The sequence below is a fragment of the Cellulomonas sp. P4_A2 genome, from assembly GCF_056402515.1.
Map to the genome: position 1 here is coordinate 97,900 of NZ_JBFUHG010000012.1, position 17,647 is coordinate 115,546.

Sequence of the window (17,647 nt, forward strand, 5' to 3'; positions counted from 1 at the left end):
CGGGTGGGCCGTCCTCAGGTCCGTGCGGAGGCCTCGTCGCGGCTGAGCTCGTCGTCCTCTGCGAGCTCGAGCTCGTCGACGTGCTCCCGCTCCGCCAGGGGTTCGTCGAGCTCGGTGCTCTCGTGCTGGTCGACGGGCTCGGTCGTGGTCTGCTCGACCAGCGCGTCGGGCTCCTGAGCCTTCTCGGGGACGTCGACGGCCGCGTGCGAACCGACGCGCTCGGTCTCGACGGGACGGTCGGCCGGCGGCATCGGCTCCGGCACGTCGACGGCCTTGACCTCGGAAACCGGGGTCGCGGGTGTCGGCAGCTCGCCTGCAGCGATGGCTGCGAGGCGTGCGGCCGCCTGGGTCCGGGGCTCGGTGGTCGTGCCGCGGCGACGACGGCGACGCGACCTCTTGTTCCTCGTGCTGTACGTGTAGCTGTAGCTGTACGAGTCGCCGCGCCCCGTTCGTACCTTGTTCAGGACGATCCCGAGGCACGTCACCTCGATCGCGTCGAGGGAGGCAAGGGCGTCGCGCAGCTCGTGCCGCCGAACCTTCGACGACCCCGCGACGACGATGACGCCGTCGGTCTGTCGGCCGAGGACCGCCGCGTCGGTGACGGCCAGCATGGGGGGCGCGTCCACGACGACGAAGTCGTACTCCGCGCGGGCGGCCGCGATGAACCGGGTCATCGCCTCGGACTCCACCAGGTGTCCGGGGTTCGGGGGCGTGGCCCCGGCCGTGATGACGTCGAGGTTCGGCGCACCCCACGGCTGCACTACCTCGTCCATGGTGGCCTCACCGACCAGGACGGTCGACAGGCCCGCGCTGCCCTCGAGCCCGCACTCCATCGCGATGCTCGAGCGCCGCAGGTCGGCGTCGACCAGCAGCACGCGCTTGCCCTGCTCGGCCATGGTCAGCGCGAGGTTGATCGACGTGAGCGACTTGCCCTCGTTGGGCACCGCCGAGGAGATGACGACGACCGTCACAGGCTTGGAGACGTTGAGGAACTGCAGGTTGGTACGAACGCGCCGGTAGGACTCGGCCAGCGGGGCGTGCGGGAACACCATGATCGCCCGGGCGCCGTGCTTCCGGATCGCCTTGTCCTGCGGGATGGTGCCCAGCAGCGCGCGCTCGGGCTCGGTCGGCAGGTCCTTGACCGTACGGACGCGCGTGTCGAGGCGGGCGACGAGCAGCGCGATCACGACGCCGATGGCCAGCCCGCCGACGAGACCCGTCGCGACCTTCATCTTCTTGTTCGGGGAGAACGGGGCGGTCGGCGCGGTGGCGGGCGCGACGACGTTCATCTTGACGGTCGCGGCTCCGCTCTCCGACGTCGGCGAGAGGTCGACGACGGTCTCCGAGAGGTGCGCGGCCACCGAGTTCGCGATCGCCGCGGCCCGGTCGGGGTTCTTGGACACGGCCGTGACCTGGATGATGACGGTGTTCAGCGGGGAGGTGGCGCTGACCGCGCCGGCCAGCGCGTGGCTGCTGATCGTCAGACCCAGGTCGTCGACCACAGGGTCGAGGACCTTCGGGGTGGTGGCCAGCTGGACGAACGACTCGACGAGGCTGCGCGTGTAGGTCGACCCCTGGACGAGCTCACCGGTCGTGTCGCCGCGGGCGAGAGACACGTACATCTCGCTGGAGGCGCGGTACAGCGGCGTCGCGGTCTGCGCCTGGTAGTAGCCGATACCTGCGCCGACCACGGCAAGCAGGACGATCACGAGCCAGCGCTTGCGCAACGCGGTGAGGTACTCGTTCATCCCCAAGGACCGAACCTCCGTCTCCAGGCGCCCTCTGCGCTGTGCCCTGCCCGGTGACCTGCGACGAGGTGGAGGCGACGAAGCGCCTGCGCCGGTCCCTCATCGTCTCACGGGACGGTAGCGGGTCCTCCGGTGGCGCGGCTGAAATCCGGCCCGACCCCGCAGAACCCACGGGCTGCCCCCATACACTGGCGCCTCGTCTCGTCCCGTCGGTGCGTGGAGTGTGCGATGTCCGAGCCTGAGAACCCGCAGCCGACCGAGCCGGCGGACGACCCGCGCCGCCTCGCGTGGTGGTGGTGGGCCATCGGTGCGGCGGTCGTCCTCGTCGCGCTCGTCCTCGCGGTCGTGCTCACACGTTCCGACGACACGGACACCGCCGCCACCGGGACGGCCTCCACCGCGACCGTCCGCGAGAGCATCGACCCGTCGAAGGGCTCGCCGCCCGACCCCTCGTCGAGCCCTTCGGCCGGCGACGAGACGCCCACGGCGACCCCCGAGGAGCCGACCGCCGAGCCCGAGCCCGCGCCCACGCAGACCGTCCCGGTCGACGAGGAGGGGACGCCGGAGGCCGGCGTCACGGCAGCGGTCAGCAAGATCGAGGCCGTCGAGGGGACCGCGGAGGTTCCCGGCGAGGTGGGCGGTCCGTCCCTGCGCGTCACCGTCCAGATCGACAACCAGACCGGCTCGGAGCTCGACCTCTCCTTCGCCGTCGTGAACCTGTACTACGGCGAAGCCATGAAGCCTGCGCTGCCGCTGGGACAGCCGGGGGTCGAGCCCTTCCCGGGCTCGGTCGACGCCGGCGAGTCCGCCTCGGGCACCTACGTGTTCAACGTCCCGGTCGACGAGCGCGACGACATCACGATCGAGCTCGACCTGTCCGTCGACTCGACGGTCGTCCTCTTCCGGGGGCCCGCGGGCGTCTGAGCCGTTCGGGTCGCCCGGTTTCACCCAGTTGGGCGTACCCCGCCGGGGCCATCTGGACGGTCGACCGTCTGCATGTTGGACGGATGTCCGCACGCCAGCGCGAGGTCCGCCGCGAATCACCCCAAATACGGGCAAGTTCACCCAGACTCGATGCCCCTAATGTCCGGTTTCGAGGCTAGTTTCTCCCCCAGTCGCTCCGTGGGCACGTCGTCCTGAGCGTTGACCGGGAGGAGCCGCACATGCAGCCGACGAAGTGGGCCAGGAGGGTCGCCGGCCCCATCGCCGTCGCGGCCCTCGCGTTCGCGGGACTGGCGGTCGCCGCACCGGCGCAGGCCGACACCGCTCCCGTGGACCCGACGACCGAGCCGACCACGGTGACAGCGGACTCGCTGCCGACCGTGCAGATCAACGGCGTCGTGTGGAACCAGCAGATCGTCGGCAACACCGTCTACGTCGCGGGCGACTTCACGAAGGCCCGACCCGCGGGGGCCGCGGCCGGCACCAACGAGGTGAACCGGACGTACCTGCTGGCCTACAACCTGACCACGGGTGTGCTCGTCCCGGACTTCGCGCCGGTGCTCAACGGCCAGGTCAAGGACCTCGCGCTCTCTCCCGACGGCACGCGCCTGTACGCGGTCGGCAACTTCACCACGGTGGACAGCCAGAACCGCTACCGGATCGCCTCGTGGGACACGGGGACCAAGGCGCTCACGACCTTCAAGCCGACCGTCAACGCCCCGATCTCCAGCGTCGCGGTGACGAGCAACGCCGTGTACTTCGGCGGCACGTTCACGAGCGTCCAGGGCTCGGCGCGCTCGAAGGTCGCGTCACTGAACCCGGACGGCACGATCCGCCCGTTCACGGCGTCGGTCGCCGGCAGCGTCACGTCGATGACCGCCGCTCCGGACGGCGCCTCCATCGTCATCGGTGGCAGCTTCACCTCCGTCAACGGCGCCGACCCCTACGGCATCGCGCGCCTCGCGGCCGCTGACGGCTCGGTCATCCCGCTCCCGGCGAACGCGTTCGTCCGCAACGGCGGCACGGACTCGGCGATCCTGAGCCTGGAGTCCGACGCGACGAGCTTCTACGGCTCGGGCTACCACTTCGGCGGCGGCGGCAACATCGAGGGCTCGTTCTCCATCAGCTGGGCCACGGGCCAGATGAACTGGGTCGAGGACTGCCACGGCGACACCTACTCGGCGTTCCCGGCCGGCAACGAGGTCTACTCGGCCAGCCACAAGCACTACTGCGGCAACTCGGGCGGGTTCCCGCAGACCAACCCGTGGACGTACTACCGCGCGACCGCGACCAGCAAGAACGCGGTCGGCGTGAACACCCCCGACATCTACGGCTACCCGGACCACGCGGGCCAGCCCAAGCCCCTCTTTCTGAACTGGTTCCCGACGATCAACACGGGCACGTTCACCGGCAAGAGCCAGGGCCCGTGGACCGTGAACGGCAACGCCGACTACGTGCTGTACGGCGGCGAGTTCACGCAGGTCAACGGTTCCGGTCAGCAGGGTCTCGCGCGATTCGCCCGCTCGGTGATCGCCCCCGACCTGCAGGGTCCGCGCCTCTCGGGCGCTCAGTGGGACCTGTCCGCGAACTCGTTCGCCTCGGGCCAGGTGCGCCTGTCGTGGACCACCAACTACGACCGCGACAACGCGACGCTCACGTACAACCTCTACCGGACGAACATCACCACGCCGCCGATCTACACGTCGACCGTGACGACCCCGTTCTGGCAGCCGAAGAACATGGGCTTCGTCGACAAGAACCTGACACCGGGATCCTCCCAGCGGTACCGGGTCGAGGCCGTCGACCCGTTCGGCAACCTGGTGCGCTCGGACTACGTCACGGTCACCGTGAGCAGCGACGGCGCGGCGAGCCCGTACACCGACGCCGTCTGGAACGACAACGCGACGTCCTTCTGGCGGCTCGGTGAGCCGTCCGGCAGCAACGTCTACGACTGGTCGGGCTTCTCCGACTCGACGGCGAACGCCGGTGTGACGCGCGGCGTCACCGGTGCGATCCTCGGCGACTCGAACAAGGCCTCGCACTTCGACGGCTCGGACTCCGGCTTCGCGGCCACCCGTTCGCCCATCGAGGGCCCGCAGGTGTTCTCGATCGAGACGTGGTTCAAGACCACCTCGACCGTCGGCGGGAAGATCGTCAGCTTCGGCAACAACAACACGGGGAACAGCGGCAGCTACGACCGGCACATCTACATCACCCCCGCCGGCAAGGTGGCGTTCGGTGTCTACCCCGGCACGACGAAGATCCTCACGTCGCCGAACACCTACAACGACGGTGCATGGCACCAGGTCGTGGCCAGCCTCGGCCCCGACGGCCAGAAGCTCTACGTCGACGGCAAGCGCCTCGCGACCGACGCGAGCGTGACCTCGGCACAGAACTACTCGGGCTACTGGCGCATCGGCGGTGACTCGGCGTGGGAGGGAAACAACTACTTCAACGGCGACATCGACGACGTGTCGATCTACTCGAGCCCCCTCACGGCCGCCCAGGTCGACGCGCACTGGGTCGCCTCGGGCCGGACCTCGACCCTCCCGGTCGCCCCGGCCGACGCCTACGGTGCGGCGGTCTTCAACCTCGCGCCCGACCTCTACTGGCGGCTCAACGACGCGAACGGCAGCTCCACGGCCGCGGACGCCGGCCCGCTCGAGAACCCCGGCAACTACCTCGGCGCGGTGAACTACCAGGGCGCTGGTGCCATCTCGGGCACCAACAAGTCGGTGGAGCTTCCCTCGACGGGCGGCACCCACGGGCTCGTCGTCGCGAGCAAGTCGGCGGTCGGACCCACGACCTACAGCGAGGAGCTGTGGTTCAAGACGGGCACGAGCAACGGTGGGAAGCTGATCGGCTTCGGCAACGCCACGTCGGGCACGTCGAGCAACTACGACCGGCACGTGTACATGGAGAACGACGGGCGCCTGACGTTCGGCGTGTGGACCGGATTCACCAACACGATCACCACACCGCTGGCCTACAACGACAACCAGTGGCACCACATGGTCGCGACGCAGTCGTCCGCCGGGATGAGACTGTACGTCGACGGCGTGCTGCGCGGTACGAACGGGCAGACCAGTGCCCAGGACTACTCGGGTTACTGGCGCATCGGCGGTGACAACACCTGGGGACCGCAGCCGTGGTTCGACGGGTCCCTCGACGAGGTCGCGGTCTACGCCGTCGCCCTCACGCAGGAGCAGATCGCCTCGCACTACGACCTCGGCCAGGGTGTCCAGCCGAACGTGCTGCCGACGTCGTCCTTCACGGCGACGCCGACCGACCTGAGCGTGGTGTTCGACGGTTCGGCCTCCACGGACTCCGACGGGACGATCAGCAGCTACGAGTGGACGTTCGGTGACGGCGGTACTGCCACCGGTCCGACGCCCCCGGCACACCTGTACGCGGCTGCCGGGACCTACACGGCGACGCTCAAGGTGACCGACAACCGTGGCGGGACGGCGACCAGCACGCAGTCCGTCGCGGTGGTGGCACCGAACCAGCCGCCGGTCTCGTCCTTCACGGCGACGCCGACCGAGCTCAGTGTCGTCTTCAACGGCTCGGCGTCCTCCGACCCCGACGGCTCGCTCGTCTCGTACGAGTGGAACTTCGGTGACGGCGGCACGGCGACGGGTGCGACGCCCGCGGCGCACGTCTACGCGGCTTCGGGGACCTACACGGCCACCCTCAAGGTGACCGACAACCGGGGCGGCTCGACGACCAGCTCGCAGCCCGTCACGGTCCTGGCCGCCAACGTGGTCCCGGTCTCGTCCTTCACGGCGACGCCGACCGACCTCAGCGTCGTGTTCGACGGCTCCGGCTCGTCCGACCCGGACGGCTCGATCGTCTCCTACGCCTGGACGTTCGGCGACGGCGGCACCGCGACCGGCGTGACGCCCGCCGCGCACGTCTACGGCGCGGCCGGGACGTACACGGCGACTCTCAAGGTCACCGACAACCGGGGCGGCTCGACGACCAGCTCGCAGTCCGTGTCGGTGCTCGCGGCCAACCAGCTGCCGGTGTCGTCGTTCACGGCGACCTCGACCAACCTGAGCGTCGTGTTCGACGGTTCGCCGTCGGCCGACCCGGACGGCACCATCGCCACCTACGAGTGGACGTTCGGCGACGGTGGCACCGCCACGGGCAAGAACCCCACGCCGCACGTCTACCCGGCTGCCGGGACCTACACGGCGACGCTCAAGGTCACCGACAACCGCGGCGGGACGGCGACCAGCTCGCAGTCGGTCACGGTCGCGGTGACGCAGCCGGAGAACCAGGTCCCGGTGGCGTCGTTCACGACGACACCGACGAACCTCAGCGTGGTGTTCGACGGCTCGGGCTCCTCGGACCCGGACGGCTCGATCGTCGCCTACGAGTGGACGTTCGGTGACGGCGGGACCGATACCGGTGCGACGCCGCCGGCACACGTCTACGCGGCGGCCGGCACGTACACGGCCACGCTCAAGGTCACGGACAACGGTGGGGCGAGCGCGACGAGCTCGCTGCCCGTCACCGTCGCCGCGGCCAACCAGGCACCGGTCTCGTCCTTCACGGCGACGCCGACCAACCTGAGCGTCGTCTTCAACGGATCGGGCTCCTCCGACCCGGACGGCTCGATCGTCGCGTACGAGTGGACGTTCGGCGACGGGGGCACGGCCACCGGCGCGACGCCCGCGGCGCACGTCTACGCGGCGGCCGGGACGTACACGGCGACCCTCAAGGTCACCGACAACCGGGGTGGCACCGCGACGAGCTCCAGCTCGGTCACCGTGTCCACACCTGCACCGGCGGTGTTCCTGCGCGACCTGTTCTCCAGGACGCTGTCGAACGGCTGGGGAACCTCCGACGTCGGTGGCGCCTGGACCCAGGTCGGCACCGCGAGCAGGTTCTCGGTGAACGGGACGACGGGCGTGCACTCCGTGACCGCGGGTGCCACGGCGATGGGCAGCTACCTGCCCAGCAAGACGTCGGCCCGGACGGACACGAGCGTGACGTTCAGCCCGAACAAGGTCCCGACGGGCGGCGGCGCGTGGATCGCGGTGCAGGGCCGGACGGTGGGCGCCGAGCACTACGACGCCCGAGCCCGACTGCAGGCGGACGGCACGGTGCAGTTCCACATCGTCCGCACCTCGACGGCGATCGTCGGCACCTCGGCGGTTCCCGGCCTCACCTACGCCGCCGGCGACAAGCTGACGATCCGGATTCAGGTCTTCGGCACGAGCCCGACGACGGTGCGGGCGAAGATCTGGAAGGTCGGCACGACGGAGCCGACGGCGTGGACCGTGAGCACCACGGACTCGACGGCGGCACTCCAGTCGGCCGGCAGCATCGGGATCACGTCCTACCTGTTCGGTACCGCCACGAACGGCCCGCTGCTCGTCTCGTACGACGACCTCGTCTCGACCGAGATCCCGTGACCTGACCGGCAGCACCGACCGACGACCGAGGCCCGCGACACCAGCCGCGGGCCTCGGTCGTCGCTGCGCCGCCGGCACAGGTGTCTGGCACGGTGGTGCGCCGCCGGTCCACATGTCCGGCAGGGCACCGACGAACACGAGCCGGGCTGCCTCGTGCGAGCCGGTCGCGCGATCCCGGACCGCAGCCCGGCTCGCTCAGGTGGTGACGCGACCGCCGGGCGGTGCGTCGTCGGTGCGCGCCGCGGCCAGGGGGATCAGCAGGCCCATGGTGACGATCACCAGCCCGACCGAGCTGAACACGGGGCTGAAGAAGATGTTCCACAGCATGCGGATGGCAAGGAACGAGAGCAGCGCGGGCGCGGCACGGCGGGCGATGAGCGTGCTGATCGACGACATGGTGATCCAGAGCATGACCAGGACGAAGACGATGCCCAGAAGTCCCAGCCAGGCCCACATCTCACCGATGATCGAGTGCAGGACGAACCCGTTGCCGAACAGGTAGTTCTCGACGTAGCCGTTGTCCGGGTCGTAGCCGAGCGACGCCATGCCGGTCTTGGCCACGAGGATGTCGGAGACGGTCGGGATCGTGCCCGCCCCGAACCCGGTGGGGTGCGAGGAGAAGAGCGCCAGGGTTGCCCCCAGCTCGGGTCGGGCACCGAGCAGGATGTTCCCGCTCGTCTGCACCTGGACCTCGGTGCGAGCCTGCGCGTCCTGCCCGAGGTAGCCGTCCAGGATCAGCCCCTGGCCCACCTGGTAGATGGCGAACACCAGGGCCGCGATGAGGATCGCGACCCTGGCCCGGGAGCCGGTCTTCGTGCGGCTCGAGGACGCCTGCCAGGCCGTGATCAACGCCGCGACGAGCAGCATGGCGAACGTGGACCGCCCGCCGGCCGCCCCCGACGCGAGCGCCAGGGTCAGCGCCGTGACCACCTCGAGCCAGCGCTTCCCGATCCGCCACGCGATGGCCAGCGCGAGGATCGAGACGGGCAGCGCGAAGCCGAAGCGCCAGGGGTTCTCGGCAAACCGGCCACCGGTCGAGATGCCGAGCACGAGGCCCACGCCGAACAGGATCGCCACGTTGGCGTCGGGCATCAGCGTCCGGGTCCACAGGAGGGTGGCGACGCCGACGAGGAGGGTCACCAGGAGGATGACCGTCGCCTTCAGCAGCTTGCCCGAGGTCGCGTGGTCGACCGTGCTCTCGGTCAGCCAGACGCCGGACACGATCGCCAACCCGCCGGCGGCCATGAACAAGCGGGCGCCCTTGAACCGCGCGAGGGTTCCCCACCAGAGCGGGGTGAACGCGACGGCGCCCACCAGGGCGATCGTGATGCCGCCCTTGAGCTCGCGGTTGAGGCCGAACAGCACGACGAGCACCGCCGCAACCCACGCTTCGGCACCCCACGCGGGGTGCGCCGACGTGGCCGGAGCCGGAGCGAGTGATCCGAGACTGGTCGGCATGCTCACCCTCCTCGGACGCACCGCACGGGCAGACCGTGGTCAGTGTAGGCGTGGGGCATCGGCGCTGGCAGGGGACCCAGACTAGAGGTCGGTGGGGTGGCAAAGATTACCCGCTCGGCCCATTGCACGCCCCGAACGCTCACCTAGCATTGGGGCGTGCGGACAAAAGCGGGCAATGCGGGCAAGGGCCCGGCTGTGCCCGTAGTACCCGGCGCTCGCCTCGAGTGGGTCGATGCGGGACGCGGGATCGCCATCCTTCTCGTTGCCCTCTTTCACAGTTCCAACTGGCTCCTGGCCGCCGGGGCCCACGTGGCCGGTTGGGTCGAGTTCAACCTCATCGTCTCGTCGCTGCGCATGCCGCTCTTCTTCGCCCTGTCGGGTCTCTTCGCCGCGAAGTGGCTGAAGGCCACCTGGGGGACGCTCTGGAGCGGCAAGCTCCGCATGTTCGTCTGGGTCTTCCTCGTCTGGTCCCTGATCGGGTCAGTTCTCTTCACGTTCGCGACGCGTGTGACCAAGGGCGAGGGATCGCTCGTCAAGGGGACGATCATCCCGTTCCTCCTGTCACCCGGCGAGCCGCGACTGGAGCTCTGGTTCATCTGGGCTCTCGTCCTCTTCTTCGTGCTGGCCAAGCTCACCCGGAGCATCGACCCTCGGATCCAGCTGGCGGTCGCCGGGCTAGCGTCCGCCGTGGCGCTCAGCGGATGGGTCACAGCGAGTCCGGGGTGGAGCGGCTCCGTGAAGTACTACGCGTTCTTCCTTGCGGGTCTCTACGGCAAGGCCTTCCTCATTAGGCTCGGACAGACTCCTCGACGCGGGCTCCTCGCTGGGTTGTTCGCCGCCTGGCTCGTCGTCTCGATCCTGCTGTGGCGGCTGGACCTGCGAGAGATCCCTGGCCTGTACTTCGTCAACTGCGTTCTCGGGGTCGGCGCGGGCATCGCACTCAGCCGCGCGCTGAGTTTTGGGCTGCTGAGACGGATCGGCTCGCAGACGCTCCCGATCTACCTCGCACACACGCCGCTTGCGGTGCTTACCAGCGTCGCGCTCTACCTGACGGGCGTCACCGCGATCGCCCCGCTGTGGCCGGTACTGCCGCCGTTGGTCATGGTGTTCGTCGTCTGGGGCGCCTTGCAGGTGCACAAGGGTGCCATGCGGTTCTCGCTCGGCTTCCTGTACGTGGCGCCGTCGTGGTTCCCCGGGCGGACACGGTCGACCACGCCGGCACTGGTCACCGCGGAGCAGCGGTGAGCGAGCCCGTGACGGTCAGCTCGGACGGCCTGAGGGAAACGGTCGTAGCGCCTGCGCCGCGTCCCCGGCTCGCCTGGGTCGATGCCACGCGCGGTTACTGCGTCGCCGCCGTGGTGCTCTTCCACGTCGTCCTGTGGCACTTCGGCTCCGGGGGTGCCGAGGTCGCGCCGGCGGCGGACAGGGTGTGGCGGTTCGTCAACTCGGTGCTCGGCAGCGTTCGGATGCCCGTGCTGCTGGCCGTGTCCGGTCTCGTGCTCGCCCGGCAGGTCCGCGAGGGCATGCACCGCAGGACCACCGGGTTCCGAGCGGCTAACAACTACTACCTCTATGTCGTCTGGCTGCTCGTCTACGCGGTGTTCTATCTGTTCTTTGCCCAGCCCTACCTGCACCACCGGGTCGACGGCTGGGGGATTCTGCGGCAGCTTGTGCTGCCGGCCACGACGCTCTGGTACATCTACGCCCTGGCGCTGTACATCGTGGTGCTCGCCCTGGCGCGCCGTGTGCCGCCGTGGATCGTGCTGTCGGTGCTGTTGGTGCTCTCGACTGTCGTGCACAGCCTGCGCTACCCGGCTGAACTGTGGCTCAAAGTGCCTGAGCTCTTCATCTTCTTCGCCATCGGCGTCTACGGCGCCGAGCGCGTCCGCGGCCTAGCCGAGAAGGCGAACGTGCTGCGCTTGCTCGGAGCCACGTTGGCCGCCGTGGGCATCACGGCGCTAGGGCGGTTCGCGACGACACCCGTCACCGATGCCTTGCTCTTCGTTCTGCGAGGAACGGCATTCATGGTCCTGGCAGTCACGACGGTCGCCATCGCCGTGCGTTGGAGCCCTGTTCGGCGCCTCGGTACTGCGCTCGGCCAGCGCACGCTGATCGTCTACACGCTGCACCCTCTGTTGATCGCGCTCCTGACGATCGTCGCGGCCGGACCTGCCCGGCAGGCGCTCGAGAGAGTCTGGTCCACCGAGGTCGGCGCCCTGCTCTACCCACTGCTCGCGACCCTCGGGATCGTGCTCGCCGCGATGGGCTTCCAGATCCTCGCGGAGCGTGTGCGGCTCGGATTCCTGTTCGAGATGCCTCGACGGTGGCGCGTCCGCTTCGGGCGTGTTCCCGCCGTCCCCGCCGAACCCGTGCCGGCATCGGGTCGCTGACCCCCGAACGGGGTGCAAAAAGGGTGAAATCGGGCACATCCCCTCTGTGATCAGGGACCCGCGCGGTTAGCCTTCGTGGACGCACCAGGCGCTCTCGGGCCTGGTTGTTTCCTACTGGAGGTCACGTGAGCAGCTCGGGCGCACCTGCGTACGACGTGACCGTCATCGTGCCCACGTTCAACGAGGCGCTCAACGTGCCGGAGCTCGTGCGGCAGCTCGGCGTCGCGCTGGACGGTGTCGCGGCCGAGATCCTGTTCGTGGACGACTCGTCGGACGACACGCCCGAGGTGGTGCTGGCCGAGGCGCAGACCGCGACCCTGCCGGTCCGGCTGATCCATCGTGACGACCCGGTCGGCGGCCTCAGCGGAGCGGTGCAGGACGGCCTGGCGGCGACCGACTCCACGTGGTGCGTCGTCATGGACGGCGACCTGCAGCACCCGCCGGACCTCGTGCCGGTCCTGCTGAGCACGGCGACGCGTGAAGGCGTCGACGTGGTCGTGGCATCCCGCTACCTGGCGGACGGGAGCAGCGGTGGGCTCGCCAACGTCACGAGGCAGGCCGTCTCGTCGGTGTCGACCACCCTGACGCGCGCGATGTTCCCCGTGCGGCTCGCCGAGTGCTCCGACCCGATGACCGGCTTCTTCATCGTGCGGCGCTCCGCGGTGGACCTCGAGCGGCTGCGCCCGCGCGGGTTCAAGATCCTTCTCGAGATCGTGGCGCGGCACCGGCTCGCGATCACCGAGATCCCCTTCATCTTCGGCGACCGGTTGGCGGGGGAGTCCAAGGCATCCCTCAAGCAGGGCGTCGCGTTCCTCTCCCAGCTCGCGGCGCTGCGGTTCGGCCGCATGTCGCGGTTCGCCCTCATCGGCGGCATCGGCGCACTCGTCAACATCGCGCTGGTCGCGGCACTGACGTCGGTGGGCGCGGGCTACCTGCTCGCCGCGATCATCGCTGCCGAGGCCACGATCGTGATGAACTTCGGCCTCCAGGAGCGGTTCGTGTTCCGTGACCTGCGGCACGAGGGGCGCGGTGTCTGGCGACGGTTCGGCAGCTCGTTCGGGTTCAACAACGCCGAGACGCTGATCCGACTGCCGCTGCTCGCGCTGCTGGTCAGCACGGCGCACATCGCGGCGGTGCCGGCGACCGCGTTGACGCTGCTGGTCGCTTTCCTTGCCCGGTTCACGTTCCACTCCCGCGTCATCTACCGGCCGCGTCGGTCGTCGCGCCGTTCCGAGCTCTCGCCGGTCGAGGACTCGCTCCTCGACGAGACGCGTTGAGCCGACCGGGGTAAATCGGGCAAACCGGCTGGATTCACCCTTCGGACGCCTGCCCAACTTGCCCTTTTCGCCCTAATCTCGCACTCGAGAGAGTTAGCCGCCGCCACCGTTGCCGGCCCAATGCGTCAGGAGGTCGGATGTCCCGGATCGTCGGCTATGCCCCTGGGGCGTACGACCTGTTCCACGTCGGCCACCTGAACATCCTGCGGCACGCGCGCGAGCACTGTGACTTCCTCATCGCGGGCGTCGTCTCGGACGAGATGCTGGAGCTGGCGCGCGGTCGTCGCCCGGTCGTCCCGCTCGCCGAGCGGATGGAGATCGTCCGGCACATCTCGTTCGTGGACCAGGTCCACGCCGAGATCGTGCCCGACAAGCTCGACACGTGGCGCGCGGTCGGTTTCGACGTGTTCTTCAAGGGTGACGACTGGCGGGGCACCGCCAAGGGCGCCGACCTCGAGCGACGCTTCTCCGAGGTGGGCGTCGAGGTCGTCTACTTCCCGTACACGATCCAGACCTCCAGCACGAAGCTGCGATCGGCACTCGACCTGTTGAACGCGCCGGACGGCCAGGACGACGCGGTCGCCGTCACAGCCTGACGAGCAGCCCGCGAGGCGCGCCTGTCAGACCGTCCTCCTAGACTGAGCACGTACCCCGGGTCCTCGTGGATCCGGGGCGTTCGTGCTGTGCGACACGCTCGCGTGTGCTCCTCGGAAGGACCTCATGGACCTCAGCGGCCTGCTCCCCGCCCTCCTCGCCGATCCCGCCGCCGCCGAGGCGGTCGACTCGGTGCGCGCCCGCGGCGAGCTCGACATCGTCGGACCCGCCGGCGTCCGCCCGCCGCTGCTCGCCGCTCTCGCGCGGCAGCGTCCGCTGGTCGTGGTCACCGCGACCGGCCGGGACGCCGACGAGCTCGCGTCCGCGCTGCGCTGCTACCTGCCCGCCGACGACGTCGCGGTCCTGCCGGCCTGGGAGACGCTGCCGCACGAGCGGCTCTCGCCGCGCAGCGACACGGTCGCGCGCCGGCTCGCGGTGTTCCGCCGCCTGAAGCACCCCGAGGGTGCCGGGTACGCGGGGCCGATCCGGGTACTGGTGGTCCCCGTCCGAGCGCTGCTGCAGCCGGTCGTCGACGGCCTGGGCGACCTCGAGCCGGTGTCGGTCAGCACGGGCGACCGCGTCGACCTGGCGGACCTGGCGGAGCGGTTGGCAGGCGCCGCGTACACGCGCGTGGACATGGTCGAGCGACGCGGCGAGTTCGCGGTGCGTGGCGGGATCGTCGACGTGTTCCCGCCCACCGAGGACCACCCGCTGCGCGTCGAGCTGTGGGGCGAGGACGTCGAGGAGATCCGCTGGTTCTCCGTGGCCGACCAGCGCAGCCTCGAGGTGGCCGAGCACGGGGTGTGGGCTCCGCCGTGCCGGGAGATCCTCCTGACGGATGCGGTCCGGCAGCGGGCGGTCGAGCTGATCCCGCAGCTGCCGGGGGCCACCGACATGCTCGACCGGCTGGGGCAGGGGATCGCCGTCGAGGGCATGGAGTCCCTCGCGCCGGTGCTGGTGGACCAGATGGTCCCGGTGCTCGACCTTGTGCGCGACGACAGCCTGCTGGTGATGGTCGACCCGGAGCGCGTGCGTCGGCGGGCGCACGACCTCGTCGCGACGACGCACGAGTTCCTGGAGGCGGCGTGGACGTCCGCCGCGGCCGGTGCCGCGACGCCCCTGGACCTGTCTGCCGCGAGCTTCGCCTCGTTCGCCGAGGTGCGCGTGCTCTCGGCCGTGCGCGGGCTGGGCTGGTGGACGCTGAGCCCGTTCACGCTGGACGTGGATGCAGCGGCTGTCGGCACCGCCTCGGAGGAAGACACAGCCTTCTACGAGGGCGCGACCGGCACCGGCCACACGGCCGCCCGCAACCAGGCGCCGGCGCAGCTGGCGGGGATGGCCGACGACCTCGCCGCCACCGCGCGGACGGTGGTGCTGCAGGCGCGGGAGGTGGAGAAGTACCGCGGCGAGGTCGACCGCGCCGTCGCGGACGTCCGCACGCTCCAGCAGGCGGGCTGGCGGCTCGTGCTGGCGACCGAGGGGCACGGCCCGGCCCAGCGCATGGTCGAGCAGCTGCGCGCCGCCGAGGTTCCCGCCCGGCTCGTCGCGACGATCGAGGAGGAGCCCGAGGGCGGTGTGGTCCTCGTCGTGCCTGCGGCGGTGGGCCAGGGGTTCGTGGCCGAGCCGCTGCACCTGGCGGTGTTCTCCGAGTCGGACCTGACCGGCCGCGCCGGCACGAGCACGCGCGACATGCGCCGGATGCCGAGCCGCCGGCGCAACGTCGTCGACCCGCTGCAGCTGCGGCCGGGCGACCACGTGGTGCACGAGCAGCACGGCGTCGGCCGGTTCGTCGAGCTCGTGCAGCGGACCATCGGCACGGGCCCGACCGCGACGACGCGCGAGTACCTCGTGATCGAGTACGCGAGCAGCAAGCGTGGGCAGCCGGGCGACCGCCTGTTCGTGCCCAGCGACCAGCTCGACCAGGTGACCAAGTACGTCGGCGGCGAGTCGCCGACCCTGTCCAAGATGGGCGGCGGCGACTGGGCCAAGACGAAGGGCCGCGCCAAGAAGGCCGTCAAGGAGATCGCGGCCGAGCTCATCCGGCTGTACTCGGCGCGGATGGCCACCAAGGGGCACGCGTTCGCCCCGGACACGCCCTGGCAGCGCGAGCTCGAGGACGCGTTCGCCTACGTGGAGACGCCCGACCAGGCCGCGACGATCGACGAGGTCAAGGCCGACATGGAGAAGCCGATCCCGATGGACCGGCTGGTCTGCGGCGACGTCGGCTACGGCAAGACCGAGATCGCCGTGCGGGCGGCGTTCAAGGCCGTCCAGGACGGCAAGCAGGTGGCCGTGCTGGTGCCGACGACACTCCTGGTGCAGCAGCACCTGGACACGTTCCAGGAGCGCTACAGCGCGTTCCCGGTGACGGTGAAGGCGCTCAGCCGGTTCCAGAGCGCCAAGGAGTCCAAGGAGGTCGTCGCGGGGCTGGCCGACGGGACGATCGACGTCGTCATCGGCACGCACCGCCTGATCACCGGCGAGGTGCACTTCAAGGACCTCGGCCTCGTGGTCGTCGACGAGGAGCAGCGGTTCGGCGTCGAGCACAAGGAGACGCTCAAGGCCTTGCGCACCAATGTGGACGTGCTGAGCATGAGCGCGACCCCGATCCCGCGCACGCTCGAGATGGCGGTCACGGGCATCCGCGAGATGTCGACCCTGGCCACGCCGCCCGAGGAGCGGCACCCGGTGCTCACGTTCGTCGGCGCGTACGACGAGAAGCAGATCACCGCCGCGATCCGGCGCGAGCTGCTGCGCGAGGGCCAGGTGTTCTACGTGCACAACAAGGTCGACTCGATCGAGCGCACGGCGTCGCGGCTCATGGAGCTGGTGCCGGAGGCCCGGGTGGCCGTCGCGCACGGGAAGATGAACGAGCACCAGCTCGAGCAGGTGATCGTCGACTTCTGGGAGAAGCGGTTCGACGTGCTGGTCTGCACGACGATCGTCGAGACGGGCCTGGACATCTCCAACGCCAACACGCTGATCCTCGAGCGTGCCGACCTGCTCGGCCTGAGCCAGCTGCACCAGCTGCGCGGGCGCGTGGGCCGCGGGCGCGAGCGGGCGTACTCCTACTTCCTCTACCCGCCCGAGAAGCCGCTCACCGAGACGGCGCACGACCGGCTGCAGACGATCGCCGCCAACACCGACCTCGGTGCGGGCATGGCGGTGGCGATGAAGGACCTCGAGATCCGCGGCGCCGGCAACCTGCTGGGCGGTGAGCAGTCCGGGCACATCGAGGGCGTCGGCTTCGACCTCTACATCCGCATGGTCGGCGAGGCCGTGGCCGGCTTCCGCGGCGACGCGGAGGAAGAGGTCCCCGACGTCACCATCGAGCTGCCCGTCGACGCGCACATCCCGCACGACTACATCGCGCACGAGCGGCTGCGGCTGGAGGCGTACCGCAAGATCGCGGCGGCCCTCGACGCGACCGCCCTGGGCGAGGTCCGCGCCGAGCTCGTCGACCGGTACGGCCCGGTGCCGGCGGCGGTCGACAACCTCTTCGAGGTGGCCGAGTTCCGCCTGCACGTGCGGGCGTCCGGCCTGTCCGACGTCACGGCGCAGGGCAAGTTCGTGCGGTTCGCGCCGGTCGAGCTGCCCGAGTCGGCCCAGCTGCGTCTCAAGCGGCTCTACCCGGGTGCGGTGCTCAAGCCGGCCGTCCGCACGGTACTGGTGCCGTGGCCCATGACCGCGCGGATCGGCGGCAAGCCGGTCCAGGGTCGCGAGGTCATGATGTGGGCCCGGCAGTTCATCGACGCGGTCGTGCGGGGCGACGTCTCGGCGGCGGCGACGGTCGGGTCCCGGCGGGCCTGAAATCC

At 70.1% G+C, this 17,647-nt stretch carries 9 protein-coding genes; 7 read left to right on the forward strand and 2 right to left on the reverse strand.

The annotated features are described in order from the left end of the window. Positions 1–14 precede the first annotated feature (14 nt). Positions 15–1,748: a tyrosine-protein kinase domain-containing protein gene (locus AC1DUE_RS13115; protein ID WP_477039868.1), complete on the reverse strand. Its 1,734-nt coding sequence runs from the start codon at positions 1,746–1,748 to the stop codon at positions 15–17. A gap of 228 nt (positions 1,749–1,976) precedes the next feature. On the opposite strand from AC1DUE_RS13115, the gene AC1DUE_RS13120 reads away from it, so the two are divergent. Together AC1DUE_RS13120 and AC1DUE_RS13125 are read left to right on the forward strand one after the other, a co-directional pair. Continuing rightward, entirely contained in the window at positions 1,977–2,672 is a 696-nt protein-coding gene (locus tag AC1DUE_RS13120; protein WP_477039869.1) for a hypothetical protein, read from the forward strand. Positions 2,673–2,911: 239 nt separating this feature from the next. Then, positions 2,912–8,113 carry a PKD domain-containing protein gene (locus AC1DUE_RS13125; RefSeq protein WP_477039870.1) on the forward strand — a complete coding sequence of 1,734 codons (5,202 nt, stop codon included), beginning with the start codon at positions 2,912–2,914 and terminating at the stop codon, positions 8,111–8,113. Positions 8,114–8,308: 195 nt separating this feature from the next. Here AC1DUE_RS13125 and AC1DUE_RS13130 read toward each other — a convergent pair whose 3' ends face one another. Then, positions 8,309–9,571: a hypothetical protein gene (locus tag AC1DUE_RS13130; protein ID WP_477039871.1), complete on the reverse strand. Its 1,263-nt coding sequence runs from the start codon at positions 9,569–9,571 to the stop codon at positions 8,309–8,311. 195 nt (positions 9,572–9,766) lie between these two features. On the opposite strand from AC1DUE_RS13130, the gene AC1DUE_RS13135 reads away from it, so the two are divergent. The 5 genes from AC1DUE_RS13135 to mfd all read left to right on the forward strand — a co-directional run bounded on the left by AC1DUE_RS13135 (position 9,767) and on the right by mfd (position 17,642). After that, positions 9,767–10,816: an acyltransferase family protein gene (locus AC1DUE_RS13135; protein ID WP_477039933.1), complete on the forward strand. Its 1,050-nt coding sequence runs from the start codon at positions 9,767–9,769 to the stop codon at positions 10,814–10,816. 8 nt (positions 10,817–10,824) lie between these two features. Beyond that, positions 10,825–11,961: an acyltransferase family protein gene (locus AC1DUE_RS13140; RefSeq protein WP_477039934.1), complete on the forward strand. Its 1,137-nt coding sequence runs from the start codon at positions 10,825–10,827 to the stop codon at positions 11,959–11,961. 125 nt (positions 11,962–12,086) lie between these two features. Then, a complete protein-coding gene (locus AC1DUE_RS13145; protein WP_477039872.1) occupies positions 12,087–13,238 on the forward strand; it encodes a glycosyltransferase in 1,152 nt (383 codons plus the stop codon). 137 nt (positions 13,239–13,375) lie between these two features. Then, complete coding sequence (locus AC1DUE_RS13150; protein ID WP_477039873.1) at positions 13,376–13,834, forward strand: FAD synthase family protein; 459 nt, start codon at positions 13,376–13,378, stop codon at positions 13,832–13,834. 124 nt (positions 13,835–13,958) lie between these two features. Then, complete coding sequence (gene mfd / locus AC1DUE_RS13155) at positions 13,959–17,642, forward strand: transcription-repair coupling factor (RefSeq protein WP_477039874.1); 3,684 nt, start codon at positions 13,959–13,961, stop codon at positions 17,640–17,642. Positions 17,643–17,647: the final 5 nt, after the last annotated feature.

Excerpts from the sequence above, each read along its gene's own strand:
- AC1DUE_RS13115 (WP_477039868.1), bottom strand. The coding sequence starts at position 1,748 with ATGAACGAGTACCTCACCGCGTTGCGCAAGCGCTGGCTCGTGATCGTC.
- AC1DUE_RS13120 (WP_477039869.1), top strand. The coding sequence starts at position 1,977 with ATGTCCGAGCCTGAGAACCCGCAGCCGACCGAGCCGGCGGACGACCCG.
- AC1DUE_RS13125 (WP_477039870.1), top strand. The coding sequence starts at position 2,912 with ATGCAGCCGACGAAGTGGGCCAGGAGGGTCGCCGGCCCCATCGCCGTC.
- AC1DUE_RS13130 (WP_477039871.1), bottom strand. The coding sequence starts at position 9,571 with ATGCCGACCAGTCTCGGATCACTCGCTCCGGCTCCGGCCACGTCGGCG.
- AC1DUE_RS13150 (WP_477039873.1), top strand. The coding sequence starts at position 13,376 with ATGTCCCGGATCGTCGGCTATGCCCCTGGGGCGTACGACCTGTTCCAC.
- mfd (WP_477039874.1), top strand. The coding sequence starts at position 13,959 with ATGGACCTCAGCGGCCTGCTCCCCGCCCTCCTCGCCGATCCCGCCGCC.